The sequence below is a fragment of the Clostridium sp. Marseille-Q7071 genome (genome assembly GCF_965112025.1).
In genome coordinates this window covers 2,613,694-2,633,885 of sequence record NZ_CBCOPR010000001.1, presented here as the reverse complement: position 1 = coordinate 2,633,885, position 20,192 = coordinate 2,613,694, and the positions used below count along the sequence as shown (strand labels likewise).

Annotated in this window: 13 protein-coding genes; 2 read left to right on the top strand and 11 right to left on the bottom strand. The window is 27.9% G+C overall.

Annotated elements, in window-relative coordinates; all coding sequences use genetic code 11:
• Window positions 1–65: 65 nt before the first annotated feature.
• Window positions 66–1,832, bottom strand: a complete 1,767-nt coding sequence (recJ, locus tag ACWPW7_RS12315; RefSeq protein WP_454053743.1) for a single-stranded-DNA-specific exonuclease RecJ — start codon at window positions 1,830–1,832, stop codon at window positions 66–68.
• A 364-nt stretch (window positions 1,833–2,196) separates the two neighbouring features.
• On the opposite strand from recJ, the gene ACWPW7_RS12310 reads away from it, so the two are divergent.
• Entirely contained in the window at window positions 2,197–3,015 is an 819-nt protein-coding gene (locus ACWPW7_RS12310) for a TIM barrel protein (RefSeq protein WP_454053742.1), read from the top strand.
• Between the two features lie 43 nt (window positions 3,016–3,058).
• Here the strand turns inward: ACWPW7_RS12310 and ACWPW7_RS12305 are convergent, their stop codons facing one another.
• From ACWPW7_RS12305 to mnmH, 7 genes are all read right to left on the bottom strand, one after another.
• Window positions 3,059–4,018: a hypothetical protein gene (locus ACWPW7_RS12305; protein WP_454053741.1), complete on the bottom strand. Its 960-nt coding sequence runs from the start codon at window positions 4,016–4,018 to the stop codon at window positions 3,059–3,061.
• Window positions 4,019–4,239: 221 nt separating this feature from the next.
• Complete coding sequence (locus tag ACWPW7_RS12300; RefSeq protein WP_454053740.1) at window positions 4,240–5,127, bottom strand: hypothetical protein; 888 nt, start codon at window positions 5,125–5,127, stop codon at window positions 4,240–4,242.
• Between the two features lie 262 nt (window positions 5,128–5,389).
• Entirely contained in the window at window positions 5,390–5,887 is a 498-nt protein-coding gene (locus ACWPW7_RS12295; RefSeq protein ID WP_454053739.1) for a hypothetical protein, read from the bottom strand.
• 223 nt (window positions 5,888–6,110) lie between these two features.
• Complete coding sequence (locus ACWPW7_RS12290; RefSeq protein ID WP_454053738.1) at window positions 6,111–7,328, bottom strand: M16 family metallopeptidase; 1,218 nt, start codon at window positions 7,326–7,328, stop codon at window positions 6,111–6,113.
• A 5-nt stretch (window positions 7,329–7,333) separates the two neighbouring features.
• Window positions 7,334–10,255, bottom strand: a complete 2,922-nt coding sequence (locus tag ACWPW7_RS12285; protein WP_454053737.1) for a DNA topoisomerase IV subunit A — start codon at window positions 10,253–10,255, stop codon at window positions 7,334–7,336.
• A gap of 13 nt (window positions 10,256–10,268) precedes the next feature.
• On the bottom strand, window positions 10,269–12,224 hold the full coding sequence (locus tag ACWPW7_RS12280; RefSeq protein WP_454053736.1) for a DNA gyrase/topoisomerase IV subunit B: 1,956 nt from the start codon (window positions 12,222–12,224) through the stop codon (window positions 10,269–10,271).
• Window positions 12,225–12,334: 110 nt separating this feature from the next.
• Window positions 12,335–13,372: a tRNA 2-selenouridine(34) synthase MnmH gene (mnmH, locus tag ACWPW7_RS12275; protein WP_291566509.1), complete on the bottom strand. Its 1,038-nt coding sequence runs from the start codon at window positions 13,370–13,372 to the stop codon at window positions 12,335–12,337.
• 671 nt (window positions 13,373–14,043) lie between these two features.
• On the opposite strand from mnmH, the gene ACWPW7_RS12270 reads away from it, so the two are divergent.
• Window positions 14,044–15,846: a MutS-related protein gene (locus tag ACWPW7_RS12270; protein ID WP_454053735.1), complete on the top strand. Its 1,803-nt coding sequence runs from the start codon at window positions 14,044–14,046 to the stop codon at window positions 15,844–15,846.
• Window positions 15,847–16,186: 340 nt separating this feature from the next.
• On the opposite strand, the gene ACWPW7_RS12265 is transcribed toward ACWPW7_RS12270, so the two are convergent.
• From ACWPW7_RS12265 to ACWPW7_RS12255, 3 genes are all read right to left on the bottom strand, one after another.
• Entirely contained in the window at window positions 16,187–17,320 is a 1,134-nt protein-coding gene (locus tag ACWPW7_RS12265) for an IS4 family transposase (protein ID WP_454051923.1), read from the bottom strand.
• A gap of 364 nt (window positions 17,321–17,684) precedes the next feature.
• Window positions 17,685–19,052, bottom strand: a complete 1,368-nt coding sequence (locus tag ACWPW7_RS12260) for a vWA domain-containing protein (RefSeq protein WP_454053734.1) — start codon at window positions 19,050–19,052, stop codon at window positions 17,685–17,687.
• A gap of 11 nt (window positions 19,053–19,063) precedes the next feature.
• Window positions 19,064–20,188 carry an AAA family ATPase gene (locus tag ACWPW7_RS12255; RefSeq protein ID WP_454053733.1) on the bottom strand — a complete coding sequence of 375 codons (1,125 nt, stop codon included), beginning with the start codon at window positions 20,186–20,188 and terminating at the stop codon, window positions 19,064–19,066.
• Window positions 20,189–20,192: the final 4 nt, after the last annotated feature.

The window sequence follows — 20,192 nt, the reverse complement described above, 5'->3', positions numbered from 1 at the left end:
CCTTTCCTTTTTTTATTATTTAAAGAGTCGCTTAATAGCTTTAAATAACAGTTCAATTACATAAGTTAGTTAGATATTTTAAAATTATTGATTTTTAATTGTACAGACACATTACCGTTATAATCATTTACAGATGGTGAAAATACCATGTCCATCTTCAGCCCTTGAGGATTTTCAAGCATATATTCATAGCTTTCTCCATATTCATTTTTTAACATTTCAATAAACTCTTCTACTTTATTAAAGCATATTGCATCTATATATCTATTAGTTCCCGATATTCTACACCTAAATTTTAAAGTGTTTTTCTTTTCTCCAAGTATACTTATTCTTTCAATAGGTATATTTTTTTCTGCTAAAATTGGAGAATTATTACCTTTACCAAAAGGCTCTAAACTACGAAGTTCTTCTATTAAATTAAAATCTATATATTTAAGTGGTAGCCTCTCATCTATTCTTATTTTAGGAATTAAATCTTCTTCTGATAGTTCACAAAGCTCATTTAGCTTTTCTCTAAACAATGTTATGTTTTCTTCTTTTATCGAAAGTCCTGCTGCCATAGGATGTCCACCAAATTTATGAAGTAAATCCTTGCACTTTATAAGCTCTTCAAACATATTATATTCTTCAATAGATCTTCCAGAACCTTTAGGCATTTCTTTACCTTTTGTTAATATTATAGTTGGTACATTAAATTTTTCTCTAACTCTTCCTGCTACAATACCTGCTATACTTTCATGTACATCTTCTTTATAAGCTACTAAAACCTTATCATTTATAAGTGATGAACTATTTACCATATTCACTATTGCTTCTACACTATCATTAGTCATTTCCTGTCTTTTCTTATTTAATTCCACTAAAGTAGAAGCTAATTCCTTAGCCTTTTCTATATCTTCACAAAGTAATAAATCTACAGATAAAAAAGCTGTTTCTAATCTTCCTGTAGCATTTATGCAAGGTCCTATTAAAAATCCAACATGATAAGAACTCATTTCATTTCTTATATCTAAAATTTCTTTCAGTGTCTTTAAGCCTATATTTTTTGTATTATTCATTAGTTTAAGAGCTTCTTTAGCTATAACCCTATTTTCATCAATGAGATCAACTACATCACATATAGTGCCTATGCCTGCAATTTCAATTAAATCATAGGCATTTTCTACAGAAATTCCCATAGCCTCATATAATGCACAACTAAATTTAAATGCAATTCCTGCGCCGCATAAGTTTTTAAAAGGATATTCGCAGTCATTTCTCTTAGGATTTATAACTGCATCAGCTACAGGCATTTTATATACTCTTTCTCCATCTACATCCTCAAAAGGTAACTCATGATGATCGGTAATTACTACAGTCATTCCTAATTCTTTTGCTCTCTCTACCTGTTCTAATGCAGAAATTCCATTATCACAAGAAATTATAGTATTATATCCCTCTTCCTTTATTTTCTCAATTCTTTCGCTACTCATGCCATAGCCTTCATTTTCTCTGTCTGGTATATAAAAACTTACCTTACCATTACAGTTTTTTAATGCTTTATATAATATAACTGTACTAGTAACGCCATCTGCATCATAGTCGCCATAAATCATTATTTTTTCGCCTTGTTCTATAGCATTTTTAATTATTGATACTCCCTTTCCCATGTCCTTCATAAGAAGTGGATCATGAAATTGGGAAAAAGTTGGATTTATAAATTTATTTATTTTTTCAACGGTATCTATTTCTCTATTCGCCATTATTTTTACTGTAATTGGGTTTAAGCCTACCTTTTTCGCCAGCGACTTAACATCCGTCTTAGTAGTTCTAAGCATCCATTTACTTTCCATTGGTTCACCTCTTAAATCATACTATTTAACATTATAGCAAAGATTTAAATAAATTTACAATTGACCTTTATTTAATTATCACTTTGTTGCTCATTATATCTATAGATAGCCAGCTATAAAATTAACAAATATACTACGGTAAATGCTATTTTTTAGTATTTTAATTCACAATTCACAATTTACAATTATGAATATTTCTCAGCAAAATCCGAAAAATTTATTTGAAGAAATTAATTTATAAAGAATTGATTCCCACCTTAATTCTGCATTGTGTATTGTGAATTCTGAATTGTTCAAGGTTAATTATAAATTTATTCAGAAGTATGATATAATCACATCATACTTTAATTTTTGAGGTGATTTAATGGACAAATTATTATTTGGAATTTCTGGTCTTCCTCTTGGAGATGAAAATACAAAATTTACTTATAAAACTGGCATCCCTCATTTGAAAAATTTAGGATTGGATGCAATGGAACTACCTTTTGTTCGCTCAGTTAATATAACAGATAAAAATAAAAATGACGTTTTTAAAGCTAAGGAAGAAAATAACTTTTATCTTTCTGCTCATGGTTCTTATTATATAAATCTAAATTCTGATGAAATTGAAAAACAAGAAAAATCTATTGAGCGTATAGTTAAAGGAGCAGAAGGCCTTCAAAAGGTAGGTGGACGAAGCTTGATATTTCACCCTGGTTTTTATTTGAAAGACTCCCCAGAGGAAACTTTTGATACCATTGAAGAGAATTTAAGAAAAATTCCACACTTTGGAGTAGATTATAGGTTAGAGACTACAGGTAAACCTACTCAGTTTGGATCTCTTGAAGAGCTAGTTGAGCTTTGTAAAAGAATACCTACTTGTAAACTATGTGTAGACTTTTCTCATTTGCATGCAAGATATAATGGAGCATTAAAAGAATATGATGATTTTGCAAAAATATTATCACATATAGGAGATAATTTGGGCCAGGAAGCATTAGATGATATGCACATTCATATATCTGGTATAAACTATGGACCTAAAGGTGAAAAAAACCACCTTCCTTTTGAGGAAAGTGATTTTAACTATAATGCTTGTATGAAAGCTTTTAGAGATTTTAATATAAAAGGATGTGTAATTTGCGAAAGTCCTATTCTTGAAAATGATGCTCTACTTATAAAGAAAATCTATGAATCATTATAGAAAAAGCTAAGAATAAGAGAAATATCTTATTCTTAGCTTTTTATTATAATGAAATCTTTTTAATCATCGGCAATTGATTTTTTATTTTATAGTCAATTTCTTTTATTATTCTATATATACTTAAAGCAGATGTCCCTAAAAGCCACGGTAGGCTAAAAATTACAAATTCACGAACATCTGAATTTTTCAGTACTAACATAAAATTGCTCATATTTAAAGGCATATCTATGCCTATTATATATAAAATAATAAATATTATTTCTGCAAAAAATATAGAAAGAATAGTGGAAAGAATAACAATGTATTTTGTGTTTTTACCCATTTTCCCACTTAAAAATTTATATCCTAGAAATGTACCTTCTGCAAAGATGACTCCTGAAACTATCACTAAATCTTCAAAAAATAAAATTATCATTATATTTATTATAAAGGCTCCTATTCCTCCAAATATAGCGCCTATAGTTCCTCTAATATAGTTTTTATGTTCTAGCTCCAAAGCATCTCTTTCAGTTATAAGCCTATTAATCTCTTCTGTATAGCATGCTTCATGAACTTCACATAATATATTAGTTTTAAGTATAACTTTATTAGCACCGTTTTCTCCACAAAACATGCATCTGTTTTGAAAATTTATATTTGATAGATTTAAAAACATAGTAAAATCACTTAATATATTTTCTAACTTTCTTCCACTTAAATACCACATTTTCTCTGATATAATCATTTGTAAAATTTCTTCTTCAAAAATATAATTTTTCAAATTATATTTTTTAGCATTATTATCTAAGTAACTTTGAATTATTTTAATCTCCTGCTGAGATATCCCCTTTAGTGGCACGAATATATGCTTGCATTTGTCACCTTGAAAAACTGTAAAATTATAATTATTATATTTCCCACATATAAACTTCTTATATCTTTTCCAACCTTTAGCTTTAAATCGTCTAAATCCAAACATTATAAATAAATCAGAAATTTCATTAAATATTTTTCTATTAAGCATTTATTTTCTCCCGTCATAAATTTTTTGAAGAGATAATCTTCATATAAAAATTCTACTAAAATTATGTCCTATTAACTTTACTTATGTTTGTTCTTATCTTTTTTATAATGAAACTTTTTTAAGTTTTGATGATGACCCTTTAATTTCGATATTAATTCTTCGTATTACATCAAGAATGCCTAAGATTGCCATAATTGAATTCATAATTAATTCTTTTGCAATTAATAAAAATTTTCTTTTAAAGCTATTAGAAAACTAAAATTCTCTATAGTAAGAGGTGTCTCACTAAATATCATATAATATATAATATTTATTATTGGTGAAAGTATTAATAAGAAAATAGTTGAAAAAATAATAATATATTTAGTGCCTTTTCCTACTTTTCCACCTAAACAGCTATATCCTTTAAATGCTCCTAAAGCTATAAAAAAACCTATGAAAATAAAAGTTTTATCAGTAAAAATGCTAAATATAAAATTTAATATTACAACTATAATTCCTCCTAATAAAGCTCCTATAGTTCCTCTAAAATAATTTTTATTTTCTAATTCTAGATTATTTTTTTCAACCTTTAGCTTTGTATCTTCTTGTGCATAGCATTCCTGATGACTTTGGCATAATACCTTTTCCTTAAGTATTGTTTCATAAGCATTGTCTTCTCCGCAAAATATACATCTGTTTTTTAGATTTATATCAGATAGATTTAAAAACATAGTAAATTCTTCTAACATATCTTCTAATTTACCACTGCTTAAGGTTAGAAATTTTTCTGAAATATTTATACGTAAAAATTCTCCTTCAAAAAAATAATTTTTCAAATTATATTTTTTAGCATTGTTAGTAAAAAAACTTTGAATTATTTCAATTTGCGGTTTAGATATTCCTTCTAAGGGCATAATTATTCCTTTATAATTATCTCCTTGAAAAACAGTAAAATCATAATCATTATATTTTCCATATATAAAATTTTTTTCTTTCTTCCACCCTTTTCTTTTAAGCTTTCCAAAATTAAGTATTTTAAATGGTTTCATGTGTTCATTAAACATTTCTTTTGCTCCTTTCATAAATCTTTCAAAAAATTTTTCATATAAATATCCTAGTAAAGCCATATGAAGTTTACTTTATACTGCCACATAAAAATTCGACCTTTTTCTTATATTTCTTGACATACTATTGCATTTTATTATAATTTAGAAATAAATTCAAGCAAAATATATATAATTATATATATTTTTACATTTATTTTGGTAATTTTATATTAACAATTATATAATTATAAAAAAACAAGAAGTGATAACTAAATGTTACCACTTCTCGTTCTAGAAAATACTTGTCTATCTATTAAATTTTAAATCAATATGTTTATATAACTTACTTAATCTGAATATCTAAACCATACCCTACATTACCTTTACTATATTCGGCATCTATCATTATAACGTATTTGCCTTTTTCTTTTGGAAGTATTGCCTTATTGTCCTTTAAATCTACATCTATGCCTTCAGCTCTACCTACAATATCTATATCTTTTATAACTATTACGTTATAAGACTTAGGTTCTTCACTAAATTCTAAAACCATCTCACTACTTTTTTTAACTTTTTTAAACACTGTCGGCTCTTGATTTAATTCTTCTTTATGAGCTGGAGTAGTAATTTGCTTATCTCCAGCATAATACATGTAATCCCCTAACTGAACATCCATTTCTTTATCGTCTATAAATACTTTTAGTTTAGGTAATTCATTAACTAATGGATTTACTTCTACTTTACTTTCCACTTTATTTTCTTCAATGCTAGAGTCTTTAGAACATCCAAATAGCCCAAAACTTAAGATTATAGACAGCATAACATATAATATTTTTCTCATCTCAATCCCCCAAATATAAATTTTATTTATGTGTTAAATTTATCATATATTACCATCTAAGACAAACACCCTGTGTTTTTCAAAAATTTTTGAAATAAGTGGCGTTGCAAAATGCAAAGCTCCCTATATAAAATAAAAAACCATGCATAAACAGGAAAACAAATTCCCTTATATGCATGGTTTTATTCATCAAAATTTATAAATATCCGTTTTGCAACAGCCTCTATTTTGATTTTATTATTTGAATAGTTGGGTTGTTAAGGACTTTATTTGCAACTTTAAGAATTTCATCCTCAGTTATATCTTCTATATCGTACTCATTGAATAAAATATTGTAATCTCCATACATAATATCAAAAATACATATATTAAAGGATAATGATATAGATTTCTCTAGTCCTAAGATTCTTTTTAATTTTAATGATTTTATTATATCCTCAATTTTTCCTTCTGTAAAATATCCCTTTAATACTTTAACCTTTTCAATTTCATCATTTATAATTTCAATTGAAGTGTTTATATTTTCTTTTGAGGTACCAAGGGTTATAGTATATAATTTAATGCCATTTTCATTTTTAAGCTTAGAGCTTATATCATAAACTAATCCCCTTTTAGTCCTTATTTCATCATATAAAATACTACTAGTTCCTTCTCCAAAAAAAGAATTAAATATTCTAAGTAAAGTTATTTCTCTATGGTTCAAATTGTGTATTGGAAAAATATATTGTATTTTACAAGAGTTTATATCACTTTTTTCTTCAATAAATGTTCCACATGTATTTTCCTCATAAACTATTTCATTATTTTCATAATATTTTTCTTCCCACTGAGAAAAATATTTATCTATTATTTTATAAACATCTTCAAAGCACAGTGAAGATACTACTGAAATAGTACAATTATTAGGTATATAGTATTTATCATAAAAGCTTCTTACATCATTTACCGTAAAAGACTTTATTATATCTTCACTCCCTATAATAAGTTCTTTTATTCTTCTATGAATAAACCCATTAGATAATATCCTATCTTCACAATATTGAGATGTATCATCGCTCCATTCCTTTAATTCTTCACAAATGACCGATATTTCATCTTTAAAATGCTCTTCATCAAAAGTAGGATTTAATAATATATCACTATAGACTTCTAAGCCCTTTTCAAAGTCTTCTGAAAGGCAAGTACCATAATAAACTACATAAGGGTAATTTGTCATAGCATTATGAAATCCAAAAATTTTATCGCATTGATTATTAATTTCTGCTTCACTTCTATTTTTGGTTCCTTTAAAAACCATATGTTCAACCACATGGGCTAATCCTAGTTCATTACTCTCTTCTACTATTGCACCTGCATTCAGCCCTATTGTAAAAGAAGTTATAGTGTTTTCACTATGAGTATAGATAAATTTTAATTTATTTTTTAAAAATATCTTTTTCATAAAACTTACTCTCTTTCAACACTCTCTATTTTATCATCACTTAAGAAGAGCATTACATTCTTTCCACGACCTGCTCTATTTTGTGTGCTTATATCACTTATAGGAATTGTTTTTGCTTCTCCTTTTAAAGTATTTAAAATTAAATTTGTTTTTAATTTATCTACGCATAAGTATTTCTCTTTTTCATGAAGTTCTCTACCTAGTTCTTCATAAATTATATCTCCAAAGATAACACTATCATCATCTTTTAAGCTAATAGCGGTAACTCCACTAGCATTTTTACCCATGGTATTTATAGTAGAGATATTAAATTTAATACACATAGCCTTTTCAGTAACAATTAGTGCCAAATTATCACTATTTTCTAAGGATACAGAAATTACCCTATCATCCTCAGTTTTCAATTTATATCCGGTAGTTATAATATAATCTCCCTCAAATTCGCTGCATAAAGTTCTTTTAATTAACCCTTTTTTAGTGATAAAGTAAAAGCTTTTTCCATCTTCATATTTATTTAAAGAAATTATACTAATAATCTTATCCTCTTTATCATAATCTTGAAGCAGTTCAACTAGACTTATTCCCTTCTTATCTATATTTTGAAGAATATAACCTTTTAGCTTATACACCTTTCCTTTTTCTGTGAATAAAAGAATTTCTTCATTACTACTAGTTAAAGTTATGTGCTTATCATTAGATTTCCTATTACTTGTTCTTATAAATCCCTTAGAATTTATACTTAAGAAAAACTCTCTAAATTCGTATTCATCAGTGTAATCTATGGATATAACTTCATCACCATTAGGTAAATTAAAAAGTTGCTTTCCAAGTAGACTTCTATCACTTTCTTCAATAATTGGTTCTTCTACATTAAAACATAAATCATTTTTTGTAGTAACTTTAATAAAACACTCTTCTCTATCCATATTAACTATCTTTACATCTACAAGCTTTTCTCCTTCTCTTAATCTTAATGCAGAAAGCTTTGTGTAATTAGTATTAAATTTAGAAAGCTCAGTTTTCTTTAACATACCACTAGAGGTAAATAATAATAAGTTTCTTGGTTTTTCAAAACTCTCTATAGAAAAAGTTGCTACAATAGATTCTTTAGACGAGTCGAAGCTTTTTATTAAACTCTCTATTTTTTCTCCTCTTTCCTTCCACTTAAATTCAGGAATAGAAATTCCCTTTAGTTGATACATATTTCCCCCTGACGTAAAGAAGATTAAAGTATCTTTTGTATTACTTTGAAGTAGGAATTTATTATAATCTCCTTCTCGATGATCTATATCTTCTACATCTTGAGAGGTTCTATTAAAGGATTTTAGTGGTGTTCTCTTTATAAAACCTTCATTAGAAACAGTTATAACTATATCCTCTTCTATTATTAATTCTTCTAATTCTATTTTAGCTTCATTGTCATTTTCAATAATTTCTGTCCTTCTTTTATCATCATATTTATCTTTTATCTCTAAAAGCTCTTTTTTTATAACTTTTATAAGTTCTTTTTCATTATCTAAAATTTTTCTTAGTTTTCTCATAAGAACTTCAAGTTCTTTATATTCCTTTTCAAAAGTTTTTATTTCAAGTCCAGTCAATCTATATAGCATCATCTCTAATATAGCTTCTGCTTGAAGTTCAGTAAATCCAAAATTAGCTATTAAATTTATAGCAGCATCCTTTTTTGACTTAGATGCTCTTATAGTTTTTATTATTTCATCCATAATATCAATAGCTTTTATAAAGCCTTCAACTATATGAAATCTTTTTTCTGCAATTTCAAGCTCTCTTTTTGTTCTTCTAGTCACTACATCCTTTTGATGTTCAACATAATGATGGATTAACGCCTTCAATCCTAAGGTTTCTGGTTTTCCATTTGCCAATGCCACCATATTAAAGGAAACATTACACTGAAGTTCTGTTTTCTTAAATAAGTATTTTAATACTTTATTTACACTTTCCTCAGTAGCACTTTTCTTAAATTCTATAACAGCTCGTATTCCTTCTCTGTCCGATTCATCTCTAATATCAGAAATTCCTTCTAATGCTTTAGAATGTTTCTTATCTCCAGTCATATCAGAGATAGACTGAAGCAATTTTGCCTTGTTTTTTCTATATGGAAACTCTGTTATTACAATTCCTAAGCGACCATTTTCTAAGGTTTCAATATGAGTCTTTGCCCTTAGAGTTACCTTTCCTTCTCCCGTTTCATAAGCAGCTAAAATAGCATTCTTACCTATTAATGTTCCGCCTGTTGGTAAATCAGGTCCTTGAATATATGACATTAATTCTTTTGTAGTTATTTCATTATTATCTGCATAAGCTAATGAAGCATCAATTACCTCCCCCAAATTGTGAGGTGGAATATTTGTAGCAAGACCTACTGCTATACCAAAGGCTCCATTTACTAAAAGATTTGGGTATCTCCCTGGTAATACAGATGGCTCCTTCTCTGTATCAGAATAATTGTCCACCATATCTACTACATTTTTATCTATATCTTTTAAAAGTTCTATAGAAATGTTTGAAAGTCTAGCTTCTGTGTAACGCATGGCAGCAGCACTATCTCCATCAATACTTCCCCAGTTTCCATGACCGTCAATAAGTGGCATTCTTGTAGAGAAATCTTGAGCTAAAATTACCATTGCATCATATACAGATGTATCACCATGTGGATGATATTTACCTAATATGTCCCCTACTATTCTTGCAGATTTATAATAGGGCTTATCCGGAAAAGCTTTAAGCATATATGCACCATAGAGTATTCTCCTATGAACAGGCTTTAGACCATCTCTTACATCTGGCAGAGCTCTATCTTTTGAAACTTCTACCGCATAAGGGAGATAGTTATCAGGCATTGCCTCATGTAATGGTGTATTAATAATATTACTATCTATTGGAATTTGATTACTTTTCTTAGCCATGATTTAACACCTCCTAAAATTCTGCGTATTTGTACATATAATTTTTCCTTGGTTCTACTATATCTCCCATTAAAAGTGAAATCATTTTTTCAGCCTTCGATGCATCTTCAATAGTCACTCGTTGAAGAGTTCTAGTTTCAGGATTTAAAGTAGTTTGCCATAATTGTTCAGCATTCATTTCTCCAAGACCTTTATATCGTTGAATTAATGCACCCTTTCCAATTTCTTTTTTTACCTTCTCTAACTCTTCACCACTATAAGCATATTTAGAAATCTCACCATTTTTACTATTTTTATAAACCTTATATAATGGAGGAAGTGCTATATATAAATGTCCATTTTGAATTAATGGCCTCATATACCTATAAACATAAGTCATCCATAGTGTACGTATATGATATCCATCCACGTCAGCATCACTTAAGATAATTATTTTATCATATTTTAAATCTTCTTCTTTATAATTATCTAAAACTCCTGTTCCAACAGCTGTATTAAAAATTTTAAGTTCTTCACTGGCTAATACATTTTCTAGCTTTTGCTTTTCTGTATTCATTATTTTACCTTTTGAAGGCATAATGGTTTGAAACCTTCTGTCTCTGGCTTGCTTTGCACTACCACCAGCTGAATCTCCCTCAACTACTATAAATTCTGTGAACTGAGAATTTTTAAGAGTACATACTGCTATCTTTCCTGCTAATGGTGATGTACCATTTCCTATTTTCTTTTTTTCAGCTTCATTTATCTTTTTAATCTTTTCTCTACGTTGTGCAGCAGAAATAGCATTATTTATAATAATAGTAGCTGTTTCTTTATTGTCTTCTATCCATTCACCAATCTTTTGATAACATAGCTCATTCATCATAGAATAAGCCTCTGCATTCCCTAATTTTGTTTTAGTTTGACCTTCAAAAATAGGGTTACTGACCTTTATTTTTACGATTGCTGTCATCCCTTCTCTTAAATCGTCACCTTCAAATTCCTTGTCCTTCTCTTTAATTAAATTAAGCTTTTTACTCCATTCTTTAAAGGCTCTAGTCATTCCAGTTTTAAAACCAGTTTCATGGGTTCCTGCTTCTGTGGTAGGAATATTATTTACATAACTAGCTATATACTCCGTAGTAGAATCAGTAAATTGGATGCAAACTTCACCATCTAAGTTAAGTCCATTAACTTCTCTTTCACCACTAAATAAAATAGGGTCTTTATGAAGTATAGCTTTACTCTCATTTAAATAATCTATAAAGTCTAATAATCCTCTTTCAGAGTGATAAGTTTTCTCTATGGGCTCACTTTTTCTATTATCTTTTAAAATTAAAGTTATTCCTTTATTTTGAAAAGCTAGCTCTTGAAGTCTTTCATCAATGAGATCAAATTTATAATCTACACTTCCAAAAATTTCACTATCAGCCATAAAAGTTATTTTAGTTCCTGTTTCTTTAGTCTTACCTACAACTTCAAGCTTAGTAACTGGAGTTCCAGGCATTTTCTTTTTAAGTGCTTTATCATAAGCATATTCAAAACGCTGACGAAAAATTTGTCCCTTTTGTCTAACTTCAACCTCAAGCCAAGATGAAAGAGCATTTACCACCGCTGCCCCAACACCATGAAGTCCTCCTGAAGTTTTATAGTTAGAATTATTAAACTTTCCTCCTGTATGAAGTTCTGTATATACCATCTCTACACCAGACTTCTTTTTTATAGGATGTATTCCTGTAGGAATTCCCCTACCATTATCTATAATAGTTACACTTTTATCACTATTTAAAATCAATTCTGCACTATCTCCATAGCCATTCGCAATTTCATCTATGGCGTTATCAAAGATCTCCCAAATACAATGATGAAGTCCTTTTGTTCCTGTTGACCCAATATACATACCTGGTCTAACTCTAACAGGTTCTAGTTTTTCTAAAGAAGTTAAATCTGTAACTTCATAACTGTTAATATCTTTATTTTCTAAAATCATTCTTACCTCCATACTAACTTTGTTTTTGGTTACAAATGTTATTTTATAACGTTACTTATTTATAGTAAAGATAAAAAAGCAAAAAACAGAAACAAATGTTCTGCCTTTTGCTAATTCACATCATTTTTATAGTTATCAATAAAATCTTCTAATTGCCTTGCAGAAGCTTCTATACTTTCTACGATTATTTTAAAATCATATTTATATTGATTAGAACTATGCATATAAAGCGGATCATAATATCTTACCATAAGTTCCTTTACCACGTCTATATAATCATTATTTCTTATTCTTTCACAATATTGTTCCAAATTAGCCACACTAATATGCTTTCTAATCTTCATTATAGCATCACAAAGTTCTTCATTACAATTTTTTCCTTTAGTATATTCATTAATAATTAAATTGCTTCTAAAATCTAAATCTGCATCAATAAAAACATGTATGCCTTCTTTCATTCTATTATGGATATATTCTGGTATTAAAACTCTTCCTATTCTTCTGCTTTCAGCTTCAATAAAAACATACTTACTCTTTCTATTTTTAAGTCCTTCATAAATTAAAGATTCAAAATGCTTTTGAGAATAGTTTTCTCCTAATCCAACTGAGCCTAATATAGATCCTCTATGATTAGCAAATCCTTCTAAATCTAATACATCACGATTATTTTCCATAAGTTTTTTAAGAATTTCAGTTTTACCTACCCCTGTATTTCCATGAAGCACTACATAAGTAACCTCTTCATTTAATTTTGGAAGTTCTTGATTTATTACTGCTCTATATCCCTTATATCCACCTTTAATTCTTTCAACCTTTATGCCTAAAGCACCAAGTAACTCTGCTATAGAGGCACTCCTCATACCTCCTCTTGCACAAAACATGACAACTTTATTATATTTCTTTTCTAAATCGCTTATTTCTTCATAAATTTTAGGCAACTTTTTAGATACTAAATCTACTCCTAATTTTTTAGCTTTTTCTGTACTTTCCCTAGTGTAAATAGTGCCTATTAGAGCTCTTTCTTCATCATTAAATAATGGAATATTTACTGCACCAGGTATTGTTGCTTCCTTATATTCCCCTGGACTCCTCACATCAACTAAAACATAATCTCCTCGAAGTTCCTTATAATCAATTGTCCTAACCATTTTTTCATCCACCTTTATTTTAATCCATAACCTATACAATTAATAATTAATTGTTGAAAATATACAATTATGGTTACTTCTCATCTTAAGAAAAAGTTTAAATTTAGTTTGCTATAACTAAATTTTTATCTAACTTTAAATTTCTAATTCTCAGTTATGAATTATTAAAATCTTCTACAGTGTTATATTTTAATATTTATTTGTACTAAGTGTCAACTTTATAAACTTTTCTACTTATGTTTTTTAAAGATTCCTTAGCTTCTCTACAATTAATCTTCCCACTTAATTATTGATTTATTAATTACTAGAAAGTATTCAATTCATAATTCACAATTTTGGATATTTCTCAATAAAGGCTCAGAAACTTAAAATTAATTTATTTTGAAGTGACGTAGTTACTTTTTGCTCAGTATAGTTTAGTTGTATTACCTATCTTCATTATTCTACTTAAGTAAACAAGTCTTGTTCCGAACTATACTGCACCCTTATACAATGGAGAATTATCAATTGATTTCTTTTTAAAGTGACACAGTCACTTTTATTAAAAAATCTATTTTAAGAAATTAATTTACAAAATTAATTTCCACCACAATTGTCCATTTTCAATTTTCCATTGATTAAAGTTGTATATTTAAAAAATAATGGTAATATATAGATACAGGAGGTGTGTGATGAAAAATCTTATAAAAAAATATGAAAGAAGAGTAGCAGCTTTTGAACATCTTGAAAAACGTCAATATAAATTAATGAATTTTATTAGCACTTTAAGAGTTGTGCTGGTTATAATATCACTTTTAGTATTTTTTCTTCTATATAGAAAAGAAATTTATACTTTATCTTCCTTAACTTTTATAGCTTTTTTAATAGCATTTTTTGTTTTAGGAAGTGTACATAAAAATCTTGAAATGAAAAAAACTCTTACAACAGCTATTAAAAATATAAATAAAAACTCTATTGATAGAGTTTCGGGAAAATGGAAGCATTTCTCAGATACCGGAGAAGATTTAGCGATAAAAAATCATAATTATGCTATGGATTTAGACATCTTAGGTAAAGGATCTCTTTTTCAAATGATAAACTGTTGTAATAGCTTTTTAGGAAGGCGCAGATTAAAAGCTATTCTTTGTGGAGAAGTGGATTTTTCCATTGAGGAAATATATGAAAGACAAGTTGCTATAGAAGAACTTGCCTCTAATTTATGTTTTATGCAAAGGTTTGTTAGTGAAGGAGAGAAAGCTAAAGATGAATTTAAAGACCCATCTAAACTTATAGCTTGGGGAAGTTCTTACAATAAAACTTATTTAAAACCTATATTGTCTGTAGCTATTAAAATTTTTCCTTTAATAACAATAATATTTTTAATATTGCCTTTGTTTATAGCTACTTTATCTTTTAATATAGGAAAAATCTTAATAGCATTTCAAATTATTCTTTTAATAATAGATGTAAAAAATAGAGAGGTTCTTTTAGGGGAAGTTTTTAAATATAAGGAAGATATATATGCCTATGGCTCAATGATAGAGCAATTTGAAAATAAACATTTTAGAAGCAGTTATCTAAAAAAACTTCAAAAAGACTTAAAAGGTAATGAAAATAAAAAAGTAAATCATCAAATAAAAGAACTTTCTAAAATAATTTCTCTTATTCAAGATAGAAAAAACTTTTTATATTTCCCATTAAACATATTATTTTTAATGGATTATAGGGCCATATTAGGTCTTGAAAATTGGAAAAAATCTTATGGAAAGAATATTCAAAAGTATGTCGAAGTTGTTGGTGAAATTGAAGCTCTTTGCAGCTTAGCGCTAATAAATCATGATAATCCCAATTACAGTTTGCCATCTTTTGAAAAAAACAATCTTATACTAGAAACAAAAGAAGCTCATCATCCTCTATTAGGAGAAAAAGCGGTATCAAATAGTTTCTCTTTAAACAATATTAATTCTATAGCATTAATTACCGGTTCCAATATGTCTGGAAAAAGTACCTTACTTAGAACTATAGGACTTAATATGGTGCTTTCATATAGTGGAACTAAAGTAGCTGCTTCTAGCTTTAAATGTAGCAAAATGAAAATTTATACCTGCATGAGAATCGTTGATAATCTTGAAGAAAGTATTTCTTCTTTTTATGCAGAAATCCTTAGAGTGAAATCTTTAATTGAAGCTTCAAAGGATAATATTCCTATCTTCTTTTTATTGGATGAAATATTTAAAGGTACCAACTCTACAGATAGGCATATAGGTGCTAAGGTTTTAATAAATCAATTAAGTAAAAAAAATACTTTAGGAATGGTATCCACTCATGATTTAGAGCTTTGTGATCTTGCTGTAGAAAACTCTAAAATTAAAAATTATAATTTTAGAGAATACTATGTTGATAATAGTATTCATTTTGACTATAAGCTACGAGAAGGTGTAAGTAAAACTAAAAATGCATTATATCTGCTTAAAATGGCAGGGATTGAAATTTAAATAATTCACAATGCACAGTTCACAATTCACAATTACGGATGAAATTATTTTTTAGCAAAATAATTTCTTTGAATAAATTTTAAAACTAGCAATTTTATATTGCTAGTTACTCCACCTCTGGGGAACAGTAGTGAAACCCTTTAGGGTTCCCCTGAGGTTTTAGTGTTGCATCGTTCCAAGAAAAATAAAATATAGAAACACATGTTAATATCTATTTGATAAATTTATAGGTAATTGTTATATTTAATGGAAATTTACATATTTTTATCAATATATTTACAGTAATAATGCAAATATTATTGCGAGTATTTTTAAAAAAAATTTTAAATTTTTGCTAAAATCATGTTCCAAATAGTGGAACATCTTGAACATTTATTAGTAAATTAGTTCGTATTATTCGCATTACTTTTAACATGGCCATGTTCTTTTTAGATTCTATGTTTAAAATTTGCAATAATACATAGGATATTAGTGCAGAGTAAATCTGTATCTTGAGTGCATTTTCATTGTGACCTATCCAATGTTTAATTGTTAGGTGTTGCTTAATCCACTTGAAAAAGCACTCAATTTTCCATCTTATTTTATAAAGGTAAATTACCTCTCTTGCACATATATTACGCATATTTGTTAATAATCTTATTTCTATCTTTTCATTTTTGCTATTAGTATCAGTATAAGTAATTTCTCTATATACTCTTTTATTTTCATCTGTATCTTTATTTTTAATTGCATTAGCACCTAATATAATATCTCTATCTAATACATTTTCGAATGCATTTTCTTCTGAACAATCTCTTTTCCCACAATGAAACACCCTAGCATCTGCATATAGTGGAGTAATAAACTGAATTTTATTATCATAAAGAGTATCATACCACTTATAGTTGCGATATCCTCTATCAAATAAATATATGCTTCCATCATCTACAATAAGGTCGCCTATACAATCAGTGTCCCTAATCTTTGAGGGAAATGTATTAACTTTCTCAGGAATATCTTTTGTATAGTTATATAGTATATTAAATTTAATTGATGATTTTCCACATTCATAATAAAGCTCAGGAGCAAATTTAGCAGCTATCTGAATTGTGGTAGAATCCATAATTTTTATATTTCCTAATTTCTCTGAAGCTTTATTAATTCCGACCTTTTTTATAAAATAGTTTACAATATCTTGAAAGGTTTTTTCAAAAACTTGATAATTTCTTTGTTCATTTTTACGAGATATTTGAGATACACTTGGTAAGTTAAAGAGCTCTTGCATACTTGGTGTTTCCTTATAAACATCAACTAATGCATGAAGTGAGTTGCAGTTGGAAACCTGTAAAAATATCATTGATTTTATATGAGAAAAAGTATCAAAAGTTTTTGTTTTAAAATCACTATTGTACGTGTTTGTTAAACAATTTACTTTATTCTCAGAAATTGGCTTAATTAATTTCGTAAAAACTTTTTCCATTTTTCTGCTAATCATGCTAAATTACCTCCTTTTAAACAATTTTAATAATATTCTTACTAAAATATCAATAAGGTTTCTTTAGGTAATTTAGGATACTTATTCAAAGATGCAACACTAAAACCCCTGAGGTGCAGTATAGTTTGAAGCAAAAATTAGTGAATTTAAACTAACACTGTAGAGATAAGCTATATAATTAAAATATTTTAAATGTTGCAGATACAGTTCCATATCATACTGCACCCCAGGGGTTTAAATAGAAAATAGTCGCCGATTTAAATTTTGTAACTACTTTAATTTTGTTTAAAATATACAATTTTATTATAAACCCCAGGGGTGGAAGTTAATACTGAGAAATATCCATAATTGTGCATTGAATAACCTATTCCTCAACTGGTTGTTGACTATTCATAGACCAGCCATCAATTCTTACATCATACATATCTATATTATCTACAACTTCAATTCTTTTTAATTTTTTCACAATGCCAAAAGGTTTTGTTAGTGACAGCTTGTCTCCTCTTCCACTGATAATCCAAAGAGTTTTATATCCTTTAGGGGTAACTCTAAGTCTCTCCTCACCTTCACCATCAGTAAAATATATAAGTATATTACTTTTATTTTTATTAACAAAATCAAAAACTGGAGAAAATTTTGTGCCACCTTTTGTATCAACTTTTTTCTTTAAGTCTCTAATAGATTTCACAGTATAAACTCTTCTTATCTCACTATCACATTCAACTATTGTTATTTTATGATTATAATTTTTTACAATAGAAAAAATCTCTATAAATGCCTGTTCTATTTCTTCATCACTAATACTTCCACTTATATCAATTGCTATGGTAATCTTAGCAATTTGTTTGGATAAAACTCCTCTTAAATCATATCTTTCTGGTTGCCTTCTATTCCTTCTAGTTATAGTTTTTTTATATCCACTAGGTATGTTTCCCATAAGTCTTTTTAAGTATATATTCCAAGGAATTTCTGCAGTTTTTCCATTTAGATTTTTAATCATAGTATCTATAAATACGGGCAAATCATCTTTCCATGCTTTATCAACATATTTTTTAGTAAGTTCTTTTAAAAGTTTTTCATCTATCTCTTCGGAGAATTCCCATATATCATGGGTTAGTTCTGGATTATATTCGTTAGCAATTTCATCATTCACCTTGGTGTCATCTTCCTCAGAATCGCTATCTTCATCTAAAAGATTCAATGCCTGTTGCATTTTATCTGCATAATATTCCATAGTACTAAAAGGTTCTAAATTAATTCCGTATTTTAAATTAATCCAATCTATAGTAATAGAATATGGCGGTAGATTATCTATATATTGATTAACTGCTAAATCCATGGCTATATTTAAAGCTAATGTACTATATTTTTTCTTTAAATCTTTTGCTCTATTTAAATGCAACGATAAAATATGATGAATTTCATGCTTAATTTGACCTTGCATCTGTTCTAAGCTACATTGAATAAAAAGTAATGGATTAAAATGTATAGTAAAATCTGAAATGCTTGCTGTTATTCCAGTAGGTGTAGCTATTTCTAAATTGATATTTCTTTTCATATGAAGAAGAAAATGTCCATAGAAATTATCTCTATCTTCCATCAGTGAAAAGTTTACCATATCTATAATTTGAAAAAATCTATCATTAAAATTTTCTTTTAAATCATCTTTTATCTTTAATCCACTTATTTCCTCATAGAGTTGTTTTCTTAAATTCTCAAATTTATTATCCATAAAAACACCTCCTAATTTTTCACCTCACTATAAGCCTTAAAATACCCTTCAACAAAATCATCATTATATAAAAACTTAGAATATAAATTCTTATGATTTTCCTTTATTTCTTGCATTATTCCTACTTTTAAATCTACAGGATATAGTTGAAGAAAATCCGAAAATATTCTTATTTCTCTTTCCTTATTAGCTTTATTTTCTAGATAAAATAATACATTCTTTGATGTTAAATAAAGTCTAGAATGGCTTTCATTTTTCACTTTATCTTTTAATTCCTGTGAAAAACTCTCCACTTCAAATATTTCCTCATAGCTTATTAAAGGTTCATTGCCACTTTCAATAAAACTAATAAATTCTTGTGCAATTTTAGTACCTACATTTCCCTTTAAAACATTAAAAAATATTCTTGATGGTATATTTTCTTCATTATTTTTATAGTGATTATAACTCTTTGAAACTCTCTCCCAGCTTCTAGGTGTAGCCTTAACAGTTTCTTCTAAAGTTGGAGTATGTAAATACTCTGGAAAAGTTGAAATAAATTCTATCACTTTATTATTTAAATTATTTTCAATTGCCCATTGAAGCCAGCTTTTAACGTCACTCTCCATCTCTAGCCATACAAATCTATTTTCTTGTGCAGGATCCATATCTACTACTTGATAATCAGTATCTTCAAAATTATTATATTTATTTGAAGGATTCATAGCAGCTAACATACTAACATTGTCAGGTAAGCTGTAACCATTTATCTCTCTATTTAGTATTAAGTTCATCAATTCCTGTTGTACTGTATGTTCACATCGATTGATTTCATCTATAAATAATAGTACTTCTCTACCGTTAATTGTAGCATTATCAATTTCTTGAAGTTTTGTGTGAATAGCATATACTGTTCTTCTCTTTTTGATTTCCAATCCTTCTTTATTAAATTCTATATAATCTTCTACTGTAGGAAGACCACCTATCTCTCCCTCTTTCAAAAGATTCCCATCTATAATAATTAAATAATAATTATTCCTCTCAGCAAGACTTTTGGCAAGAGCAGTCTTACCTATGCCGCTTTCTCCAATAATTAGAGGTACTGAATTAGTTTTAATAACCAGCTCAGCACTTAATAGTGTATCTACAAAATTCATAGTT